At 73.9% G+C, this 19,727-nt stretch carries 15 protein-coding genes; 9 read left to right on the top strand and 6 right to left on the bottom strand.

What is annotated here, in order from left to right; genetic code table 11:
* Positions 1-7 precede the first annotated feature (7 nt).
* The 3 genes from OG309_RS32900 to OG309_RS32910 all read right to left on the bottom strand — a co-directional run bounded on the left by OG309_RS32900 (position 8) and on the right by OG309_RS32910 (position 4,830).
* Positions 8-2,917, bottom strand: coding sequence for a helix-turn-helix transcriptional regulator (locus OG309_RS32900; RefSeq protein WP_329426504.1), 2,910 nt, complete (start codon positions 2,915-2,917; stop codon positions 8-10).
* Positions 2,918-3,055: 138 nt separating this feature from the next.
* On the bottom strand, positions 3,056-3,694 hold the full coding sequence (locus tag OG309_RS32905) for a response regulator transcription factor (RefSeq protein WP_329426506.1): 639 nt from the start codon (positions 3,692-3,694) through the stop codon (positions 3,056-3,058).
* On the bottom strand, positions 3,682-4,830 hold the full coding sequence (locus OG309_RS32910; RefSeq protein ID WP_329426508.1) for a sensor histidine kinase: 1,149 nt from the start codon (positions 4,828-4,830) through the stop codon (positions 3,682-3,684). Before OG309_RS32910 ends, OG309_RS32905 begins: the two co-directional genes overlap by 13 nt.
* A 311-nt stretch (positions 4,831-5,141) precedes the next feature.
* Between OG309_RS32910 and OG309_RS32915 the strand changes: the two genes are divergently transcribed.
* Entirely contained in the window at positions 5,142-6,422 is a 1,281-nt protein-coding gene (locus tag OG309_RS32915; RefSeq protein WP_329426510.1) for a YncE family protein, read from the top strand.
* 79 nt (positions 6,423-6,501) lie between these two features.
* Here the strand turns inward: OG309_RS32915 and OG309_RS32920 are convergent, their stop codons facing one another.
* The 3 genes from OG309_RS32920 to OG309_RS32930 form a co-directional block, all read right to left on the bottom strand.
* Positions 6,502-8,568 (bottom strand): galactose-binding domain-containing protein, encoded by a 2,067-nt coding sequence (locus tag OG309_RS32920; protein WP_329426512.1) that lies wholly within the window; start codon positions 8,566-8,568, stop codon positions 6,502-6,504.
* Between the two features lie 145 nt (positions 8,569-8,713).
* On the bottom strand, positions 8,714-9,307 hold the full coding sequence (locus OG309_RS32925; RefSeq protein ID WP_329426514.1) for a TetR/AcrR family transcriptional regulator: 594 nt from the start codon (positions 9,305-9,307) through the stop codon (positions 8,714-8,716).
* 59 nt (positions 9,308-9,366) lie between these two features.
* The gene (locus tag OG309_RS32930; protein WP_329426515.1) at positions 9,367-10,122 is read right to left on the bottom strand and encodes a hypothetical protein; all 756 of its coding nucleotides are present in this window, start codon (positions 10,120-10,122) and stop codon (positions 9,367-9,369) included.
* Between the two features lie 209 nt (positions 10,123-10,331).
* Between OG309_RS32930 and OG309_RS32935 the strand changes: the two genes are divergently transcribed.
* The 8 genes from OG309_RS32935 (at position 10,332) to OG309_RS32970 (ending at position 19,708) form a co-directional block, all read left to right on the top strand.
* Complete coding sequence (locus OG309_RS32935) at positions 10,332-12,701, top strand: collagenase (protein ID WP_329426517.1); 2,370 nt, start codon at positions 10,332-10,334, stop codon at positions 12,699-12,701.
* Between the two features lie 71 nt (positions 12,702-12,772).
* Positions 12,773-13,927, top strand: coding sequence for an NAD(P)/FAD-dependent oxidoreductase (locus OG309_RS32940; RefSeq protein WP_329426519.1), 1,155 nt, complete (start codon positions 12,773-12,775; stop codon positions 13,925-13,927).
* 25 nt (positions 13,928-13,952) lie between these two features.
* A complete protein-coding gene (locus tag OG309_RS32945; RefSeq protein ID WP_329426521.1) occupies positions 13,953-14,264 on the top strand; it encodes a (2Fe-2S)-binding protein in 312 nt (103 codons plus the stop codon).
* Positions 14,245-15,639, top strand: coding sequence for an FAD/NAD(P)-dependent oxidoreductase (locus tag OG309_RS32950; protein ID WP_329426523.1), 1,395 nt, complete (start codon positions 14,245-14,247; stop codon positions 15,637-15,639). Before OG309_RS32945 ends, OG309_RS32950 begins: the two co-directional genes overlap by 20 nt.
* Before the next feature lie 73 nt (positions 15,640-15,712).
* Positions 15,713-16,636 (top strand): dihydrodipicolinate synthase family protein, encoded by a 924-nt coding sequence (locus tag OG309_RS32955; RefSeq protein ID WP_329426525.1) that lies wholly within the window; start codon positions 15,713-15,715, stop codon positions 16,634-16,636.
* A 41-nt stretch (positions 16,637-16,677) separates the two neighbouring features.
* Positions 16,678-17,682 (top strand): proline racemase family protein, encoded by a 1,005-nt coding sequence (locus OG309_RS32960; RefSeq protein ID WP_329426527.1) that lies wholly within the window; start codon positions 16,678-16,680, stop codon positions 17,680-17,682.
* Positions 17,679-18,725, top strand: a complete 1,047-nt coding sequence (locus OG309_RS32965) for a proline racemase family protein (protein ID WP_329426529.1) — start codon at positions 17,679-17,681, stop codon at positions 18,723-18,725. The genes OG309_RS32960 and OG309_RS32965 overlap by 4 nt, the downstream gene beginning before the upstream one ends.
* Positions 18,722-19,708 carry an ornithine cyclodeaminase family protein gene (locus OG309_RS32970; protein ID WP_329426530.1) on the top strand — a complete coding sequence of 329 codons (987 nt, stop codon included), beginning with the start codon at positions 18,722-18,724 and terminating at the stop codon, positions 19,706-19,708. The genes OG309_RS32965 and OG309_RS32970 overlap by 4 nt, the downstream gene beginning before the upstream one ends.
* Positions 19,709-19,727: the final 19 nt, after the last annotated feature.

Here is a 19,727-nt window from a genome sequence, read left to right on the forward strand (position 1 = left end):
GGGGCCGTCACACGGCCGGACCGGCCACCAGCTCGCGCGCGGCCGAAGCGAAGGCCGCCCGGGTCGGGTGGCCGGTCTTCTGCAGGAGGCTGGACACGTGCTTCTCGACCGTGCGGGGCGAGATGTGCAGCCGCCCGGCGATGTCCCGGTTGCCGAACCGCTCCGCGAGGAGCCGCGCCACCTCGAACTCCCGCACCGTGATCCCGCACCGGCGCAGCCCCGGCGGCACCCGGTCGGCACCCGAACGCCGCTGGCGGACCGGGGCGCCCATGCCGCGCAGCAGCGACCGGCAGGCGCCCGCGGGCGCGGGCAGGCCCGCGCCGTGGAAGAACTCCTCGGCCTCGCGCAGCCACTCCACCGGGGCGCCCCAGCCGTCCTCGTACGCCGAGCGGGCGACCAGCCGCAGACACAGGTGGCGGGCCACCGGGTACGGCGCCGCCGCGTCGAGCGCCGCCGTCGCGGCGGCCGTCGCCTCGGCGGTCCGGCCCTCCCGGCCGAGCAGCACCGCGTGCGCCAGGCCGACGAACGGGCGGTTCCAGCGGGCGCCGGCCGCGCTCGCCGCCACGACCCCCGCGTGGTGCCGCCGGCCCATCCGGCCCGCGAGCACCCCGAGCAGCAGGACGATCCCGTGCCGGCCGAACTCGCCGGTCGCCGGATTCTCCGCGTCGTACGCGAGGGCCTGCGCGAAGTCCCGCTCGACGCCCTCGTGGTCCTCCTCCAGCAGCGAGCAGAACCCCCGGGCGAGCCCGTACGCCACCGGCCGCACGCCCGGGGCGGCGTCGACCAGCGGGGCGAGGCGTCTCAGGGCCTCGCCCATCTCGGCCCGCCGGCCCTGGTGGGCCCAGCGCACCGCGTCGACCAGCCGCCACCTTGACAACGCCCGGCCCAGACCGAGCCGGGTCGCCTCCGCGATCCCCTCGTCGACCAGCTCCCCGGCGGAGTCGAACGCGCCGCGCCGCACCCGGTCGAGCGCCAGCTCCAGCCCCGCCTCGTGCGCCGTCGGCAGCAGCCCCGCCCGCAGGGCCTCGGTCCGCGCCCGCTCCACCGGGGCCGTACGCCCGTCGCGGCGCGCCTCGACGCGGGCCAGGCCGAGTTCGGCCGACAGCCGGACGCCCGGCAGGCGGTGCGCCTCGGCGAGGGAGCGGGCCTCCTCCAACCGGGCCACCGCGGCCGTCTCGTCCTCCTCCCGGACCAGCCGGGCCAGCGCCAGCAGCGCCCGGCCGGCCACCTCGGGCAGTCCCGCGCGGTGCGCCGCGTCGACGGCCCGCCGGGCGGACTCCTCGGCGGTGCGCAGGCGTTCGGGGGCGAGGCGGGCGGGCTCCACCAGCGCCGCCGCGAGCTCCACCCGGGCGACGGCCGCCGCGTCGTCCAGTCCGACGAGGAGGCGCCGGGCCAGGTCGAGCCTGCGGAGGCCCTCGACGGGCCGTCCGGCCTGCACCTGGATCTCGGCGAGCCGGGCGTGCAGGCCCGCCCGCAGCGACGGGGGCACGGTGGGCCCCGGCTCCCAGGGGCGGTCCGCGCCCTCGTCCGGGAGCCCCGAGACCGGGGCGGCGGGCAGCCGGTCCAGCCGTCCGGAACTGCCGACGGCGTCCAGGAGGCGGGCGAGGACCGCCGCGTGTAGTTCCGGCGCGGTGTCGGGGTCGGACAGGCGGTGGGCGCGGGCCAGCAGGTCGAGCGCGCGGTCGGGGGCGCCCTCGGCGGTCGCCCGGCGGGCCGCCTCGGTGAAGCCGCGGACGGCCTTGGCGGTGTCGCCCGCGCGTTCGTGGAGCTCGGCGGCGCGGGTGCACCAGGTGCCGGGCAGCCGCGGGTGCAGCGCGGTGAGGGCATCGGCGGCCCGGCGGGCGAGCGCCGGGTGTTCGACGGGGCCGAGGGAGTCGCGTAACGCCTCGGCGGCCAGCGGGTAGCGGAAGGCGTACCAGTCCGTGCCGGGGCCGTCCGGAACGACGAGGGAGGCGGCGGTCGCGGCGCGCAGCAGGCCGGTCAGCTCGGCCTCGTCGCAGCGCGCGGCGTGCCGCAGCACGGGCAGCGGGAAGCGGGGCCCGAGCAGGGCCGCGAGGTTCAGGAACTCCTCGCCGCGCGGGCCGAGCCGGGCGGCCCGCAGCCGCAGGTTCTGCGCGACCCCGCCGAGGCCGTGCACCAGTTCCTTGACCACGAAGGGGAGGCCGGCGCCGCCGGTGGCCGCGCGCTGCACGATCGCGGGGCTGACCTCCTCGGGGGCGATGCCCAGTTCGGAGGCGACGAGCCGGCGGACCGCGGAGCGCCCGAGGGGCGCCAGGTCGATGACCGTGGCGACGCCGTCCTGGCGGGCGCGGGCGGCGAGGGCCACGGCCCCGCAGGGCCCGCGCTCGGCGGTGAGCAGCAGGACGGCCGGGAGGTGTCCGAGGTTGTCGAGGAGGTACTCGACGACGGCGAGGGTGCCCGGGTCGGCCTCGTGCAGGTCGTCGAGGACGAGCAGGCAGCCCCGGCCCCGGCCGGCGGCGGCGATCAGCCGCAGCACCTCCTCGGCGACCATCAGCGGCGACACCGCGGCCTCCTCGGCGCCGTGCGGGTCGGAGAGCAGCCGGGGCAGCGGGCCGTAGCCGTCCGGTTCCTCCGTGCCGGGCAGGGGTTCGGCGCGGGAGAGGGCGAGCAGCGCCTCCACCAGTGGCCGGTACGGGACGGCCGGGCCCACCGAGCCGGCGCGGCCCCGGGCGGTGGCCATCCCCGCGTCCCGGGCGGCCGCGACCGCCTCGGCGGCGAGCCGGGTCTTGCCGACGCCGGGCTCGCCGGTGACCATCACCGTCCCGCCCCGGCCCGACCGCGCGTCCGCGAGCGCGTCCGCGATCCGTCCCGTCTCGGTGCCCCGGCCCACGAGTTGCCCCCCGGGTCGGGGGACATGGTCCTGGGCCGGGGCGGTACAGGCGTAGGGAGTCGTCATCTGCCTCTCCAAGTGGGGTGGGGAAGAGGGAGGTCGGCGCCGTGGCGATGACCGCGTGCGCCGGGCATGACGATAGGAAGGGGGCAGGTGCCCCCTGCAGCCGTCCGTTTGGGGGGCTTGCGGGGGCTCCGTACGTGGTCAGACCCCCTCGATGCGGTCCTCGCGGACCCGCACGGCGAGGTCGATCTTCGTGTACGCCGGACGGCCCGCCTGCTGGTATTTGGCCTTGACCCGGTCCAGGTAGTCCTTGGCGGTGTGCACGGTGATCCCGGCCCGCCGCGCGGCCGACTTGAGGGTCATCCCGGAGGCGTAATCGAGCAGAATCTGACGTTCTCTCGGGGACAGCCGGGGTCTTTCGGGGCTGGTGTCGTGCGCGCAGGCGAAGGCGAGCTCGGGGGAGTGGGCCCCGTGCCCGGCCACCACGTCCCGGATCGCGGCGACGAGCGTCGGCAGGTCGTTGTCCTTCGTGAGGTAGCCGTCGGCGCCCGCCCGTACCGCCTCGATGACCCGGGGGCGGTCCGGGACGGTGCTGATGACCAGCACCCGGCTCCCGGAGCGCAGCACCCGACCGATGTTGTCGGCGGGCGCGGAGCCGTCCCGGAGCAGCAGGTCCAGGAGGACGATGTCGGGCGGGCCGGGGAGGCCCGCGAGCAGCTCCCCGACGGTCGCCGCCACGGCCACGACGCGCAGTTCGGGCACCTGGCCCAGCCAGGAGCGCATGCCGTCGAGGAGCATCCGGTCGTCGTCGACGACGCCGACGGTGATCAGGCCGGCCATCTCAGCTCCACTCGGACGCCCTCGCCGGGCGCCGTGTCGACGGTGGCGCGGCCGCCGACCTCCGCCATCCGGTCGCGCACCGAGCGGCGCAGGCCGAGGCCGGACACCTCGTGGTCCGGGTCGAAGCCGGGGCCCCGGTCGACGACGGTGACGACCGCCCCGCCGGGCTCACCGGCCCCGTCGGGGTCGCCGGCGTAGCCGGTCGCGGTGACGTAGGCGTGGCCGGTGCCGGCGTGCCGCCGTACGTTGTTGAGCGCCTCGCGCGTGGCGTCGGCGAACGCGGCGGCGACCTCGGGCGGCACCTGGGGCAGCTCGTGGTACTGGGCGGTGACCCGCAGCCGCAGGCTCTCGGCGGAGCTGACGGCCTCTTCGAGGGCGGCGCCCATCTCCGGGTGGGGTTCCTCGTCGGCGGTCTGCTGGATCAGCCGGCGCAGGTACGCGGCCTCCTTGGCGCACCGCTCCCGCACCTCGGGCGCGTTGGCGTCGATGCCGCCGGCCGCGAGGGTGGTGAGAGTGGCGAGAACCGTGTCATGCAGCGCCCGGTGGTGCTGGAGGCGCTCCGCGTACCGCGCCTTCTGGGACTCGGCGGCGAGCGCGCGGGCGTTGGCCTCGTCGAGCATGCGTCCCTGCCGGCGCAGGTACCACCAGAAGACCCAGGTCATCACGGCCGAGGAGAGCAGCGAGTTGACGTGCCCGCCGAGGACGGCGCGGCTGGCGCCCACCAGGTGGTAGCCGACCAGGTGGGTGACGACGAGCAGGACGAGCGCCGCGAGGGCCTGGAGCCGGGGGAGCGCGACGGACACCACGCCGCTGGCCGATCCGCCGAGCAGCATGGCCCAGCCGAGCGCGGGGGTCTCCCGCACGCCGCCCCACGCGTAGAGCGCGAAGGGCAGGAGACACCCGGTGACCAGCACGTCCGCCCAGACGTGGCGGAGGTCGAACCAGCCCCGGGCGAGCGCCGCTCCGAACAGGAGGAGGCTCAGCCCGAGGGCGGCCGCCAGCCCCAGGTACTGCACGGGGTGGCCCTGCCGGTGCTGGGAGACCGCGAGGAGCCCGACCGTGAGATGGCTCGCCCGGTACAGGAGCGTGGCCAGAATGAGAAAGGACTGCGCGCGGTGGAGTCCGGATCCCGCCACGGTCGACTGCCGTAACGCCCGTAATCGTTCCATCGCCAAGGACCCCACCGGCAAGACCACGCCCTCCCCGCCCGCAACCGTCGTCTTCGCCCCGCATTCTGCCTGAGTGGGAACCGGCCGACAGGGCGTCTGCCAGCCGTTTTGTGGGCGGTGTGAAGGCGGTGTGCGGGTGCTGTGCGATGCCGCCGGAGCGCGGCTCTACCCGGGGGTAACCCACGCTCTCCGAGGGCTTGTTGGCCATGGCGTGTCCGTGGTTACCTCGGGTAAGCCCCATCGTCTCCCCTCCCTCCGTCCCGGAAGCAGGAACCCCCATGCCCACCCTTCGCCCACCCCGCTCCCCCCGCGCCCGTGGCCGTTTCGGTACGGCCCTCGCCGCGGCGCTCGCCCTGCTCGCGGCCGTCGGCGGCACCGGCGCCGCCGCCCCGCCGGAGCAGCGGAGCGCGGAGGCCCTGCGCGAGGTCATGTTCGTCGGCAACAACTGGGACGGCACCGCCGATGTCATCGCCTCCCGTGGCGACTTCGCGCGGGTCGGCCGGGTGAACGTGATCCCGGACCGCGAGGAGCGGATGCGCGAGATCTACCTCAACCCGGTGAAGCTGGCCTACTTCCTCGGGGTGCGCAGCGGCCCGGGCGAGGGTCACGACCAGTTCGTCGACGACATGTACGCCACCCCCGACGGCTCCGCCATGGTGGTCTCACGGCCCAGCTTCGCCGACGTCGTCTCCCTCGACCTGCGCACCGGAAAGATCAACTGGCGTTTCCCGGTGGCCGGTTACCGCTCCGACCACATGGCCGTCTCGCCCGACGGCACCCGGGTCGCGGTCTCCGCCTCCACCGCCAACACGGTGCACGTCCTCGACGTCGTCACCGGCCGCCAGGTCGGCTCCTTCACCACCGGCGACAAGCCCCACGAGAACGTCTTCACCTCCGACGGGCTGCTGTGGAACATGTCCATCGGCGAGGTCACCACCGCGCTCGACGCCCCCTGGCTCGACTGGACCAAGGGCGACCGGAAGATCACCGTCGTCGACGCGGCCACCTTCGAGACCGTCCGGGTCATCGACATGCGCGAACGCCTGGACGCCTTCGGGCGCGGCGACCTCTCCGACGCGGTACGGCCGCTCGTCTTCACCCCCGACGAGAAGAAGCTCTACTTCCAGGTCTCCTTCTACAACGGCTTCCTGGAGTACGACCTCGCCACCGACCGCATCACCCGCGCCAAGGTCCTTCCCGCCAACCCGGCCACCGACCCGGACCGCACCACCTGGGTCAACGACTCGCGCCACCACGGCCTCTCGATCAGCCCCGACGGCAGCAAGCTGTGCGTGGCCGGGACGATGGACGACTACGCGACCGTCGTCGACCGGGCCACCCTCCAGGAGGGCCCCCTCGTCGAGGCCAGCAAGCCGTACTGGGCGACCGTGAGCGGCGACGGCAGGTCCTGCGTGATCTCCGAGAGCGGTGCCGACCGGGTCACCGCCATCGACTTCGCCACCGGGCGGCGGGTGGCCACCGTGGCCGTCGGCGACCACCCCCAGCGGGTCCGGCTCGCCCGCGTCCCCGCCGACTGGACCGGCCCCGCCGCACGCTGAGGCCGCGCGACGAGGACGACGAGAAGGGGCCCGCCGGATCGGATCCGGCGGGCCCCTTCCGTTGCCGCACGCTCCCGGTCTAGGACCGGCTGACCGTCAGCTCGTAGAGCGAGTAGCCCCACTGGGTGCCGCGGGTGACCCCGTGGACCCGCACGTAGCGTGCCGGCTGCGAGTCGAACTCCGCCGTGTCGTAGCCGCCGTCACCGGCGTCCGTGGACCAGGCGCTCTTCCAGTCGGTGCCGTCCTCCGACAGCTCGATCCGGTAGCCGCGGGCGTAGGCGGTCTCCCAGTCGAGCGTGACCCGGCCGACCCGGCGCACCTCGCCGAGGTCCACCTGCAGCCACTGGTCGTCCGACCACTCGCTGGCCCAGCGGGTGCCGGTGTCGCCGTCGACGGAGAGGCCGGGCGAGTAGTTCACGAACGGGTTCCACCACTGGGTGGTGGAGGCCGAGGCGGGCCGCCCCGCCGCCAGGTTGACGCCGAGCTCGTGCTTCTCGGTCGCCTTCCAGGTGGTCAGGTACGACTCCGCACCGTGCGACAGCTCGTCGACGACCCCCGGGCCGCCGGGGGTGAGCCGGATCTGCTCGACCCAGTCCGGCACCAGACCGTTGTGCGCCGCGCCGTCGGTGTTGAGGTCCCAGGTGCGCTCCCCGGTGACCTGCCGGTCGAGCACCGAACCGCCGTCGAAGCTGCGGAAGGGGTACTTCACCGCGTTCGGGGCGTCCGCGCCGACCGGGCCCGGCCAGCCGCCGACCCCGTTCATGTCGGTGCCGTAGCCCAGGCCGACGCCGTACTTCTTGCGCAGCGCGGCCTTCTGCGCGGCCTCACCGATGAAGCCCGGGGCGTTGTGCATGTACTCGGCGACGAAGCCGCCGAGGCGGTAGACCCGCTCGGTCCAGTCCAGGTCCATCCAGCTGTGGCTGGAGATGACGCCCGGGTACTCCTCGGCCTCCAGCATGTCCAGGGCGCGCCCGGCGGCCTTGACGCTCATGTGGTCGAGCTCCAGCATCATGCCGCGCTGCATCATGCCCTTGAGGGCGTGCTCCCCGAGCCGGGTCAGACCGCGGGTGTTGCACTTGGCGTCCGAGGCGTACGAGGGGACGCTCACCCCGGCCGGCAGCTTCTCGGCCATCGCGGCGGGCGCCACCAGGCCGATCGGGTTGTCCTGCTGCGGACCCGCGCACTTCTCGGTGGTCCAGAACGTGCCGGTGGACAGGAACTGGCCGATGTTCACCGCCACACCCGTGGTGCCGCTGTCGAAGCGCACACCGCACAGGGCGTTGTCGAACTTGTGGCAGAGGAACATGCTGCGCACGCCGAGCCCGTAGAGCTCGTCGAGCCCCTTGTCGATGTCCGCCTTGCCGCACTGCGCGACGTCGAGGATCTGCTTGCAGCCGAAGGGCTCCGAGGTCTCCACGCCGAGCACGACCGCCAGCTTGCCCTGCTCGATCACCGAGCGGGCCTGCGCGGCGTCCAGGACGATGCGGAACCAGCCCTTGCCGGGACCGCCGTACATCTTGTCGATGTAGTCCTGCATCTCGTAGGACTTGCGGGCCTCCAGGCGGATCGCGTCCATCTCGTCGCAGCCGCGGTCGCGGGGCAGCAGCGAGCAGATCAGTCCGTTGGTGACCAGGTCGTTGACGAGCACGCGCTGGCCACCGCGCCAGGCCCGCTCGACCCACGCGTAGTAGTTCTGCTGGTGGCTCAGCGAGTTGTTGGCGGGCCAGTCCTTGAAGGTGGGCCAGCCGACCGGGTCGTGCTTGCCGTTGTCACCGCCCGTGAGGTGCTCGAACAGGGCGCCGGAGCCGTCCGGGTAGTGCTCCGGACAGTCCTTGAGCGCGTCGGCGGCGCCCGCCTCCGAGAAGGTCTGGCCGCAGATCATGCGGCCGCCGAAGCCCTCGTTGGACATGAGGTGGTTGTGCGCGTCGATGAAGCCGCGCACCTTGCCCTGGGCGTCGGTGCCCTTGAAGGGGGTGCCCGTGACGTTGATCTGGGAGTCGGGGGCGGGCCGCGCGGTGGGTTCCCACCACGAACCGGCGTCGGCCGCGGGGACCGGCCCCGCACCGAAGACGACGGTGGCCAGGGCTATGAAGAGCGAGACGAGGGCGAACCGCCCGCCCCTTCTACGCGTTGTTGGTCGATTCATGGTCAGCGATGCCTTCGGTCATGGGGGTGATGCCGGGCTGGGGGCGCCGCCGGGTGTTTCTTGCGGTAACAGCGGCTGGGCCCGAGGATCGCGAGGATCGCCGAGTGAGTCAAGAGTCCGGGTCAAATGACCTGTTGATGATCCGTCAACCTCCGATCAGGGTCACCAACTGGTCGGCGGTCGCGTCGAGCAGAGCCGCCGCGGTCCGCTCGTCGCCCAGGACCAGGTACTGCAGGGTCAGCCCGTCGATCATCGCCGCCAGCAGATGCGCGAGCAGGGCCATCGGCACCCGCGGCTCGACCTCGCACACCGCGCAGACCTGTTCGAGCAAGGTGGTCCCGGAGGCCACGTACTGCTCGTACTGGGCCCGCGCCAGATGCTCGAACCCCTCCTCGCGCAGGGCGTGCTGGGTGAGCTCGTACGTCAGCATGTGCTCGGCCGGGTGGGCCGTCACGTGGTCCCAGTACGTGCCGAGCGCGCCCCGGACCGTCTCGCGCAGGGTCGCCCTCGGCTCGACCTTCGCCATCACATGGGCGACGTAGGTGTCGGTGATCGACTCGATCGCCGCCTCCAGGAGGGCCTGCTTGGACTCGAAGCAGTAGTGGAAGACGCTCAGCGAGACGCCCGCCTCGGCGCAGATCGACCGGGTCGTCGTCCGGGCCACGCCGTCCCTGGCCATCGCCCGCACCGCCGCCTCGACCAGCTGCCGGCGCCGTTCGGCCGACGGCATCCGCGCCATGGTTCCTCCTCGTATCGGCTCCACCGGGGCCGACAGGGTAACCGCACCGCCTGGGGATCTCAGGCGCGCCACCAGGGCTCGCGGATCACGTCGCCCTCGTCCCCGGCGTCCCCGGCGCAGTTGATCCCGTTGACGACGCCGCCGTCCGCGACGTCCCAGCCGACCACGCCCTCGCCCTCGCGCTCGAACTCGATCAGCCGGATGCGGGAGGAGCCGGAGCCGGTGTCGACGTCGCACCGCACGGTGCCGGCCCAGGACCGCCCGTCCAGCGCCGCCGCGAGGGCGAGCAGGGGCAGGGCGACCAGGGTGAGGAGGAGGCCCGCGCCCCACACCACGTCGGCCGTCCGGTGCAGCGGGCCCGCGGCGCGGGTGCGCCGACGGCCGCCCGCGTACCGGCCGGTGCGGTGGTCGAGCAGGACGCCGAGGCGCAGGGCGTAGGAGACCGCGCCCGCCGTCAGGGCCCACGCCCAGCCGTTGAGCGACCCGATCACGAGCGCGAGGGCGCCGGGAACGATCGCCGCGGCGGCCGCCGTCGCCGCGAAGCCCCGGCCGGGGTGGGCCGGTCCGCGGCCGTGCTCGCCGAGGTACAGGTAGCAGGCCCGGGCGGCGGCCACCCCGAGCACGGTGGACAGCAGCGGCTCGAAGAGGAACATGCCGCTCATGACGTCGAGCCAGTTCTTCGGGCCCATGGTGTCCAGCGCCTCGCGGGCCGCCTCGCCGCCGCCGAGCGTCCAGGACAACTTCAGTACGGGGACGGCGAACAGGGCCGCCACCAGCATCATGCGCGCCGCGCCGGACCGCTCGCCCTCACTCACGCGCAGAGCCTAGGGGCCGCCGGGCGACCGGGGCTCCACCGACACCTTCGTGAACCGGAAGGAACTCACAGGTGCACAGGGGTTGTCAGTGCAATTTCACATTACTATGTTACAGCTCACATGGTGACGGTACTCCGTCAAGTCCCGCGTGAGCCAGGGACTTTCAAGCCGTGTGCCCCCACGTTCCCGTCCCGACTTGGAGTCCCCAGGTGAACCAGCACAAAGCCGTGCGATCCACCCTCCTCGCCACCGCCGTCGCGGTGACCCTCGTCGCCTCCGCCGGCCAGGCCGTCGGCCAGGTGGCCCCCGAGCGCCCGGCGACCGCGCCGTCCGCGTCCTCCGTGCCCGCGGCGTTCGCCGCCGGCCCGGTCGCCGGCGCGAACCCCTTCGACGAGGTCGAGCACCTCGCCGACGCCAAGCCCGGCAAGCCCGCCCCGGCCCCCGCCCCGGGCGGCGGCACCGAGGCCCGCGTCCCGGGCCCCGCGAAGAGCACCGCGAAGGCGGCGAAGCAGTCGGCGGCCGCCCGCACCGCCGAGGCCCCCACCCTCGCGTCCGGCGTCCCCTGCACCCTCGACGGCATCACCGGCCTGTCGCCGGAGCAGTTCGCGGACTTCCTCGCCGACAAGGCCGTCACGGCCGACGTCTGCCTGCGCGGCCTCATCTGGAGGTGGGACGCCCGCCTGGTCCCCGTCATGTCCGACGCGCACGTCCAGGCCGTCTCCCGCCGGATCTCGGCTCTCTCCGCCACGCACGACGGCACCAACTCCTCCAACCTGGAGGAGATGTTCACCTACCTCCACGCGGTCGTGTACCACGACTTCTCGCGCACCGAGATCGACGTGACCGACGCCCCCACCGTCGACGCGATGCGCCGCGCGATAGCCGACTTCGGCAACGCCGCCCGCACCTTCGACGTCACCCCCTCCAACGCCCGCACCCTGCGCGAGGCCCTCTACACGGGCAGCGGCCCCGGGCTGCGCCAGCACCAGCTCGGCCTCATCACCCGGGTGCTCGCCACCATGGACGCCTCGCACACCGCGACCAACAAGGACGCCGGCTGGGCGGGCGCCGCCCTCGCCGGCCTCTCGACCAACTACCTGGGCGTCTACCCGGGCAACAAGGACGCCGCCTTCCAGGCCGCGGCGAAGGCGGACCCCGCCTACCGCGCCGCCTTCAGGGCCTTCGCCGGCTACGGCCACCTCAAGGGCACGACCAACGCCTGGGTGGTCCGCGACGCGCTCAGCGAGTACGGCCGCTTCGGCCAGATCGACGGCCTGCAGGGCGCCATCGCCGCCGACCTCGGCACCGTACTGGGCACCGTCCAGTCCACCTTCGGCCTCAGCGTGCAGTGGGGATCGGTCGTCTCCTGGCTGAACTTCTACAACGCCTGCGCGCCGTACGGCGTCTGCAAGTCCGACATCGAGAAGAAGCTCTTCCCCAACACCTTCACGTACGACAACGGCGGCATCAAGGTCCGCACCGCCCTGGACCGGGCCACCGTCGACCAGCTCTACTACGCGAGCAAGCAGGTCAAGTCGCAGTTCCACCGCGTGCTCGGCACCGAACAGCCGCTCGCCGGCGACACCAACAGCACCCTCAACATCGTGCTCTACGCCTCGCGCTTCGACTACGAGGTCTACCACCCGGTCCTGACCGGCTACAACACCAGCAACGGCGGCATCTACATCGAGAACGGCGCCACCTTCTACACGTACCAGCGCCGCGTCCCCGAGGACTCCAGCCTCACCCTGGAAGAGCTCTTCCGGCACGAGTACACCCACTACCTCAACGGCCGCTGGGCGGTCCCCGGCACCTTCGGCCAGGGCCCCTGGTACCAGAACGACCGCACCACGGCCATGGACGAGGGCACCGCGGAGTTCTTCGACGGCGCCACCCGCGACAACGGCATCGCGGTCCGCAAGTCCCTGGTGCGCGGCATCATCAACGACACCGCCGGCGGCGGCCCGCGCATGAGCGTCAACCAGCTCCTGCACGCCACCTACGACGGCGACGGCTTCCGCTTCTACAACTACGCGGGCACGTTCTTCGAGTTCCTGTGGACCGAGCGCCCGACCCTGCTGCGCGAGATGTACACCAGCCTGCGCGCCAACGACGTGGCCGGCTACGACGCCTGGCGCAACCGGATGGGCACCGACCCGGGCCTGCAGGCCGCGTACGACCGCTTCCTGGACACCCAGATCGCCCAGGTCGACAAGTTGTACGTGCCGAACACCACCTTCACGCCCAACGAGCAGCTGCGCGACGCGACGGCCGCGGCGGTCCGCTCCGCGTTCTCCACGGCCACGTACAACAACCCCGACTGCGTGGAGAACGGCGACCCCGGCAAGAAGCGCTTCGTCTGTACGGGCCGGATCACCGCCAACCTGAAGGACGCCAACAACCAGGACCAGGTCTTCAAGGACATGTCCGAGACGGTCGACTACTTCATCCTCGACCGCGCCGGCACGGCCTCGAACAACCTGGCCGACATGAACTGCTCCTTCGGGACGGTGGACATCTGGCCCTCCCGGGTCGCGGGCACGTCCAGCTTCACCTGCGAGGGCCCGCTCCGCGGGTGAGGTCCCACCGATCCGTGCCCAGGCCCCTGAGGGGTCTGGGCACCGTCTGAAGAATGTGACATATTACTGTCGTGCCCAAGAGACACTCCCTGGATGCCGTGATCATCGGTGCCGGCGTCGTCGGAGCCGCCTGCGCTTTCTACGCGGCCCGCTCCGGCCTCTCCGTCGCCGTCGTCGACCGCGGTCCCGTCGCGGGCGGCACCACCGGTGCCGGGGAAGGAAACCTGCTCGTCTCCGACAAGGAGGCGGGTCCCGAGCTCGACCTCGCGCTGCTGTCCACAAGACTGTGGCGCGAGCTGGCCGGCGAACTGCCGGACACCGAGTACGAGCCCAAGGGCGGTCTCGTCGTGGCGCCCGACGAGACCACCCTGAAGGCCCTCCGCGGCTACGCGGAGGGCCAACGGGCCGCCGGTGTCGAGAACACCGAGGTGACCGCCGACCGGCTCCACGACCTCGAACCCCATCTGGCCCCCGGCCTCGCCGGCGCCTTCCACTACCCGCAGGACGCCCAGGTCCAGCCCGCCTTGGCGGCCGCGCGCCTCCTGGCGGCCTCGGGAGCCGAGGTCCACCTGGGCGAACAGGTGACGGAGATCCTCACCGACGCCACCGGAGCGGTCCGCGGCGTCCGCACCCCGCGCCGTGAACTCCTCGCCCCCGCCGTGGTGAACGCGGCGGGCACCTGGGGCGGCGAGATCGCCCGGCTCGCGGGCACGCACCTCCCCGTGCTGCCCCGCCGCGGCTTCGTCCTCGTCACCGAGCCGCTGCCCCGCGTGGTCCGCCACAAGGTCTACGCGGCCGACTACGTGGCCGACGTGGCGAGCGACTCCGCGTCCCTGCAGTCCTCCGCGGTCGTCGAGGGAACCCCCTCGGGCCCGGTCCTGATCGGCGCCACCCGGGAACGCGTGGGCTTCGACCGCTCGCTCTCCACGGAGGCCCTGCGCCGCCTCGCGGCCCAGGCTCAGGCGCTCTTCCCGGTCCTGGCCGAGGTGGACGTCCAGCGCGTCTACCACGGCTTCCGCCCCTACCTCCCCGACCACCTGCCCGCCGTCGGCGCCGACCCGCGGGTCCCGGGCCTGCACCACGCGTGCGGCCACGAGGGCGCGGGCATCGGCCTGGCCCCCGGCACGGGTGCGATCGTCGCGGCACGGCTCGCGGGCACGGAACCGCCGATGGACCCGGCCCCGTTCCGTCCGGACCGGGACTTCGGCGAGGAGACAGAGGCATGAGGCGACCCACCCACGGAGCACCCCGATGACCACCCCGCGCGACCTGGTGGGCGGCACGCCCACCGCCACGCACACCGTCACCTTCGACGGACGCGAACTCCCCGTACAGTCCGGCCAGTCCATCGCCGCGGTCCTCTGGGCCGCGGGCATCCTGGCCTGGCGCACCACCCGCGAGAACGGGGCGCCGAGAGGCGCCTTCTGCGGGATCGGCCAGTGCTTCGACTGCCTGGTCACCGTCAACGGGCGCCCCAACCAGCGGGCCTGCCTGGTCCCGGCGAGCCCGGGCGACACGATCACCACCCAGGAGGGAACCGGCCGTGCCGAACTCGGCTGCTGATCTCGCGATCGTCGGCGCGGGCCCCGCGGGGCTGGCCGCCGCCGTGACCGCCGCCGACCTGGGCCTGTCCGTGGTCCTCCTGGACGCGGGGCGAAGCCCCGGCGGCCAGTACTACCGCAGCCCCGCCCCCGAGCTGGGCGCCGAGCGCCCGCAGGCCCTGCACCACGACTGGCAGGCCTTCGCCTCCCGTGAGGAGCGCCTGCGCGCGGCCGGCCGGATCGACCACCACCCGGAGTCGCACGTCTGGGCCGTCCTGCCGAACGGCCAGGGCTGGACGCTGCACGCCCGCAGGAGCGACGAGACACCCACCACCGTCCACGCGAGCACCGTCCTGCTCGCCACCGGCGCGTACGAACGCCAACTCCCCTTCCCCGGCTGGACCCTGCCCGGCGTGGTCGGAGCCGGAGGGGCCCAGGCGATGCTGAAGAGCGGCCTGGTGCTCCCCGGCCGGCGGGTCGTCGTGGCGGGCAGCGGCCCGCTGCTGCTCGCCGTCGCGGCCACCCTCGCCGCCGCCGGTGCCCGTGTCCCCGCGGTGGTCGAGGCCGCCGCGTACGGCGGGTACGCCCGCAGCACCGGCACGCTCCTGCGCAACCCGGCGAAGCTGATCGAGGGCGCCCGCTACGGCGCGGCGCTGGCCCGGCACCACGTGCGTCCGCTCACCCGGCACGCCGTGGTCGAGGCGCACGGCACGGACCGGGTCGAGGCCGTGACGGTCGCCCGGCTGGACCGCGACTGGCGGCCCGTCCCGGGGACCGCCCGCCGGATCCCGTGCGACGCGCTGGCGGTGGGCCACGGCCTGGTCCCCGAACTGTCCCTGGCCACCAGCCTCGGCTGCGCCACCAGGACGGCGACCGACGGCACCGTCGCGCTGGCGCTCTCGGCGGACCAGCGCACCTCGGTCCCCGGCATCTGGGCGGCGGGCGAGACGGGCGGCATCGGCGGTGCCCAACTCGCCCTGACGGAAGGCGAACTGGCCGCTCACGCGATCGCGGTGAGCCTCGGCCGGGCACCGCGGCGCGAGGCCACGGCACGCATCCGCCGCACCCGGAACCGCCTGCGCGCCTTCGCGGACGCGATGGGCGCGGCGCACCGTCCCGGCGAGGGCTGGACGGCCTGGGTCGGGGAGGACACGGACGTGTGCCGCTGCGAGGAGGTGCGGGCGGGCCGGATCCGGGAGGCGGTCGAGGAGCTGGGCGCCCGTGACCCCCGTACGGTCAAGCTGCTGACCAGAGCCGGCATGGGCTGGTGCCAGGGCCGGATGTGCGGCCCGGCGGTGGCAGCGCTCTGCGGCGCGGGCGCGACCCCGGACCGCAGGCCGCTCGCGTGCCCGGTCCCGCTCCGGCATCTGGCCGAACTCCCCTCGGACGACGCCTGATCTCGTGCGGCGGGCCTCTTGTGGCCGCCGCACACCACTCAGTAAAATGTCACACACTACAAAGGAGCCTTCCATGTCTGACAGCACCACCACCACCGGCACCTGGACCCCCGCCCGCCCCTGGCGCGGCATCATGGTCGCCACCGCCCTGCCCCTGCGCGAGGACCGCTCCGTCGACTTCGACGCCTACGCGGACCACGTCCGCTGGCTCGTCGACAACGGTTGCGACGGTGTGGTTCCCAACGGCTCCCTGGGCGAGTACCAGACGCTGACCGACGAGGAGCGGGCCCGCGTCGTCCGCACCGCCGTCGAGGCCGCCGGTGACGGTGCCAGGGTGATGCCGGGCGTCGCCGCTTACGGCAGCGCCGAGTCGCGCCGCTGGGCCGAGCAGGCCGCCGAGGCGGGCGCCGGTTCGGTCCTGCTGCTGCCCCCGAACGCCTTCCGCGCCGACGAGGACGCCGTCCGGGCCCACTACGCGGACGTGGCGAAGGCCGGACTGCCGATCGTCGCGTACAACAACCCGATCGACACCAAGGTCGACCTGACCCCGCGCCTGCTCGCCCGGCTGCACGCCGACGGGAACATCGTGGCCGTCAAGGAGTTCAGCGGGGACGTGCGCCGCGCGTACGAGATCGCCGAACTGGCCCCGGAGCTCGACCTGCTGATCGGCGCGGACGACGTGCTCCTGGAGCTGGCCCTGGCCGGTGCCGTGGGCTGGATCGCCGGCTACCCGAACGCGTTCCCCGCCTCCTGCTCCGCGCTCTACCACGCCGCCGTCGCGGGCGACCTGAGCACCGCGCTGCCCCTCTACAAGTCCCTGCACTCGCTGCTCCGCTGGGACTCCAAGACCGAGTTCGTCCAGGCCATCAAGTTGTCGATGGACCTGGCCGGCCGTCCCGGCGGCGCCACCCGTCCGCCGCGCCACCCGCTGACGGGTGAGACCCTGACGGCCGTACGCTCCGCCACCGAGAAGGCCCTGGCCGAGGGCCACCACTGACAGCCGGCCGTACCGACGCCCACCAGCGACCGAGGGGAACCATGCGCACCAGTCACGTCTACCACGCGGTCAACTCGCACACCGAGGGCATGCCGACCCGCGTGATCACCGGGGGAGTGGGGGTGATCCCCGGCGCCACCATGGCGGAGAAGCGGGTCCACTTCATCGAGAACCTGGACCACCTGCGCACGCTGCTGATGTTCGAGCCGCGCGGGCACTCCGCGATGAGCGGCGCCATCCTCCAGCCGCCCACCCGCCCCGACGCGGACTACGGAGTCCTGTTCATCGAGGTCTCCGGACTGCTGCCGATGTGCGGCCACGGCACCATCGGGGTCGCCACGGTCCTGGTCGAGACCGGCATGGTCCCGGTCAGCGAGCCGGTGACCACCGTCCGGCTCGACACGCCGGCGGGACTGGTCAGCGTGGACGTCAAGGTCGAGGACGGCGCCGCCCGCTCCGTCACCCTGACCAACGTCCCCGCCTTCAGCGCCGGCCTCGACCTCAAGGCCGAGGTCCCCGGCTACGGCACGGTCACCTACGACCTCGCGTACGGCGGCAACTTCTACGCCTTCGTGGAGCTCGACTCGATCGGCCTGCCCTTCGACCGGGCCCGCAAGGACGACCTGCTCGCCTTCGGTCTGTCCCTCATGGACACGATCAACGCGGGCCCGGACCGCCCGGTCCACCCGGAGGACCCGCGGCAGAGCGGCGTCAAGCACGTCTACCTGGCCGCCCCCGGCTCGGACGGGCGCCGCTCGAAGCACGCCATGGCGATCCACCCCGGCTGGTTCGACCGCTCCCCGTGCGGCACGGGCACCAGCGCGCGGATGGCCCAGCTGCACGCCCGCGGACTGCTCGGCCCGGACCAGGACTTCGTCAACGAGTCCTTCATCGGGACCGAGTTCATCGGCCGGATCGTCGGCGAGACCACGATCGCCGGACTCCCCGCCATCGTGCCCACCGTCACCGGCCGGGCCTGGATCACCGGCACCGGTCAGTACTTCCTCGACCCGACCGACCCCTTCCCGGCGGGATTCCTGCTGTGAGCTCCACGGAGGTGCGGACCACCGACTACCACACGGCCGGCGAACCCTTCCGGATCGTCGACCTCGCCGCCGCCGGCCTGCCGCCGCTGCCCGGCGACACCGTCGCCGAACGCCGGGCGACGCTCCTCGGCCCGGCCGGCAACGGCACGGCGCCCCGGCCCGGCCAGCTGGACGGCCTGCGCCGGCTGCTCGTCCAGGAACCGCGCGGCCACGCCGGCATGTACGGCGGCTTCGTCGTGCCCCCGGACGACGACGGGGCGCACCTCGGCGTCCTGTTCTGGCACAAGGACGGCTACTCGACCGCCTGCGGCCACGGCACGATGGCGCTCGGCGCCTGGGCCGTGGACTCCGGTCTGGTCGCCGCCCCGGAGGACGGACGGGACGTCGAGGTGCGGATCGACGTCCCGTCAGGACGGGTCACCGCGACCGTCCACCGCGCGGGCGGCCGCACCACCGGTGTCACCTTCCGCAACGTCCCGGCCCGCGTGACCGGCCGGGGCGTCCCGGTGGCCACGAGCCGCGGCACGGTCCAGGCCGACCTCGCGCACGCCGGCGCCTGCTACGCCTCGGTCGCCGCCCGCGACCTCGGCCTGCGCGTCGACCGCGCCGACCTGACCGAGCTCGTGGCCGTGGGCCGGGAGGTCCGGGCGGCCCTCGCCGGTCACCCGGCCACCCGGCATCCGGACGACCCCCTGCTGTCCGGGGTGTACGGCGTGATCCTCTACGAGGACCTCCCCGACACCCCGGCCGGCCCGCGCCAGCGGAACGTCACCGTCTTCGCCGACGGCCAGATCGACCGCTCGCCCTGCGGCTCCGGCACCTCCACCAGGATCGCCCTCCTCGCCGACGAGGGACGCCTGAAGGAGGGCGACACGCTGACCCACGAATCCGTCGTGGACACCGTGTTCACCGGCCGGATCGCGCCCGGCGGGGAGACGCCGGACGGCCTGGTCACCACGGTGACCGGCACCGCCCACCGCACGGGCGAGCACCTCTTCACGCTCGACCCGTACGACGCCCTGGGCTCGGGGTTCCCGCTGTGACGGGCGCCCCGCTCTGGGTCGACGCCCCGGCCGTGGCACGGCTGCTCTCCCCGGCCGGTGGCGTCGACGCGCTGGCCGGGGTGCTCGGCGAGGGCCTCGACCCGGAGTCCTGCCCGCAGCGGAGCGCGCTGCCGGTGCCCGGCGGTGAACTGCTGCTGATGCCCGCGGCCTCCGGTGCCTGGGCCGGTGTGAAGGTCGCCGGTGTGGCACCCGGCAACGCGGCCCTCGGGCTGCCCCGGATCACCGGCAGCTACCTCCTCCTCGACGGCGCCACGCTCCGCCCGGTCGCCCTGCTCGACGGCGCCGCGCTCACCTCCCTGCGCACCCCGGCGGTCTCCGCCCTGGCGGTCCGTCACCTCACCCCGGCGGACGAACCGCTGCGCCTGGTGCTCTTCGGCTCGGGCCCGCAGGCCTTCGCCCACCTCGACGCGGTGCTCGCGGTGCGGGAGCTCGCCGAGACGGTGGTCGTCGCCCGCAACCCGGAGGGTGCCCACCGGCTGGCCGGGTACGCCGAGCGGCTCGGCGTGCCGAAGACCCGTACCGGCACGCCGGAGGACGTGGCGGGGGCGGACCTCGTGGTGTGCTGCACCACGGCCCGCGAACCGCTCTTCGACGGGAGCCTGGTCCCGCCGGGCGCCACCGTCGTCGCCGTCGGCTCGCACGAGCCGGACGCCCGTGAGGTCGACACCGCCCTGGTCCGTCGGGCCGAGGTGTACGTCGAGTCGCGGTCGGCGGCGCTGCGCGAGGCCGGGGACCTGCTGATCCCCGAGGCCGAGGGCGCGGTCGGGCCGGGGCACATCACCGGCACGCTCGCCGACCTGGCCGCCGGTCGCACCCCGGCGGATCCCCGGGTGCCGCGCCTCTTCAAGAGCGTCGGCATGGCCTGGGAGGATCTGGCGGTGGCGGTGGCGGTGTACCGGGCCGCCCTCGCGGAAGGACGGGAAGCTCCGGAAGGGTACGGAGGGTCCGGCAGCGAAACGTGACATTGTACGCTGTCCTCCT

Origin of the sequence: Streptomyces sp. NBC_01268, from assembly GCF_036240795.1 — a bacterium.
GTDB lineage: Bacteria > Actinomycetota > Actinomycetes > Streptomycetales > Streptomycetaceae > Streptomyces.

Bases quoted from the DNA above. Each gene is read 5' to 3' on its own strand.
- OG309_RS32900 (WP_329426504.1), bottom strand. From the start codon at position 2,917: ATGACGACTCCCTACGCCTGTACCGCCCCGGCCCAGGACCATGTCCCC.
- OG309_RS32905 (WP_329426506.1), bottom strand. From the start codon at position 3,694: ATGGCCGGCCTGATCACCGTCGGCGTCGTCGACGACGACCGGATGCTC.
- OG309_RS32915 (WP_329426510.1), top strand. From the start codon at position 5,142: ATGCCCACCCTTCGCCCACCCCGCTCCCCCCGCGCCCGTGGCCGTTTC.
- OG309_RS32920 (WP_329426512.1), bottom strand. From the start codon at position 8,568: ATGAATCGACCAACAACGCGTAGAAGGGGCGGGCGGTTCGCCCTCGTC.
- OG309_RS32925 (WP_329426514.1), bottom strand. From the start codon at position 9,307: ATGGCGCGGATGCCGTCGGCCGAACGGCGCCGGCAGCTGGTCGAGGCG.
- OG309_RS32945 (WP_329426521.1), top strand. From the start codon at position 13,953: ATGACCACCCCGCGCGACCTGGTGGGCGGCACGCCCACCGCCACGCAC.
- OG309_RS32955 (WP_329426525.1), top strand. From the start codon at position 15,713: ATGTCTGACAGCACCACCACCACCGGCACCTGGACCCCCGCCCGCCCC.
- OG309_RS32960 (WP_329426527.1), top strand. From the start codon at position 16,678: ATGCGCACCAGTCACGTCTACCACGCGGTCAACTCGCACACCGAGGGC.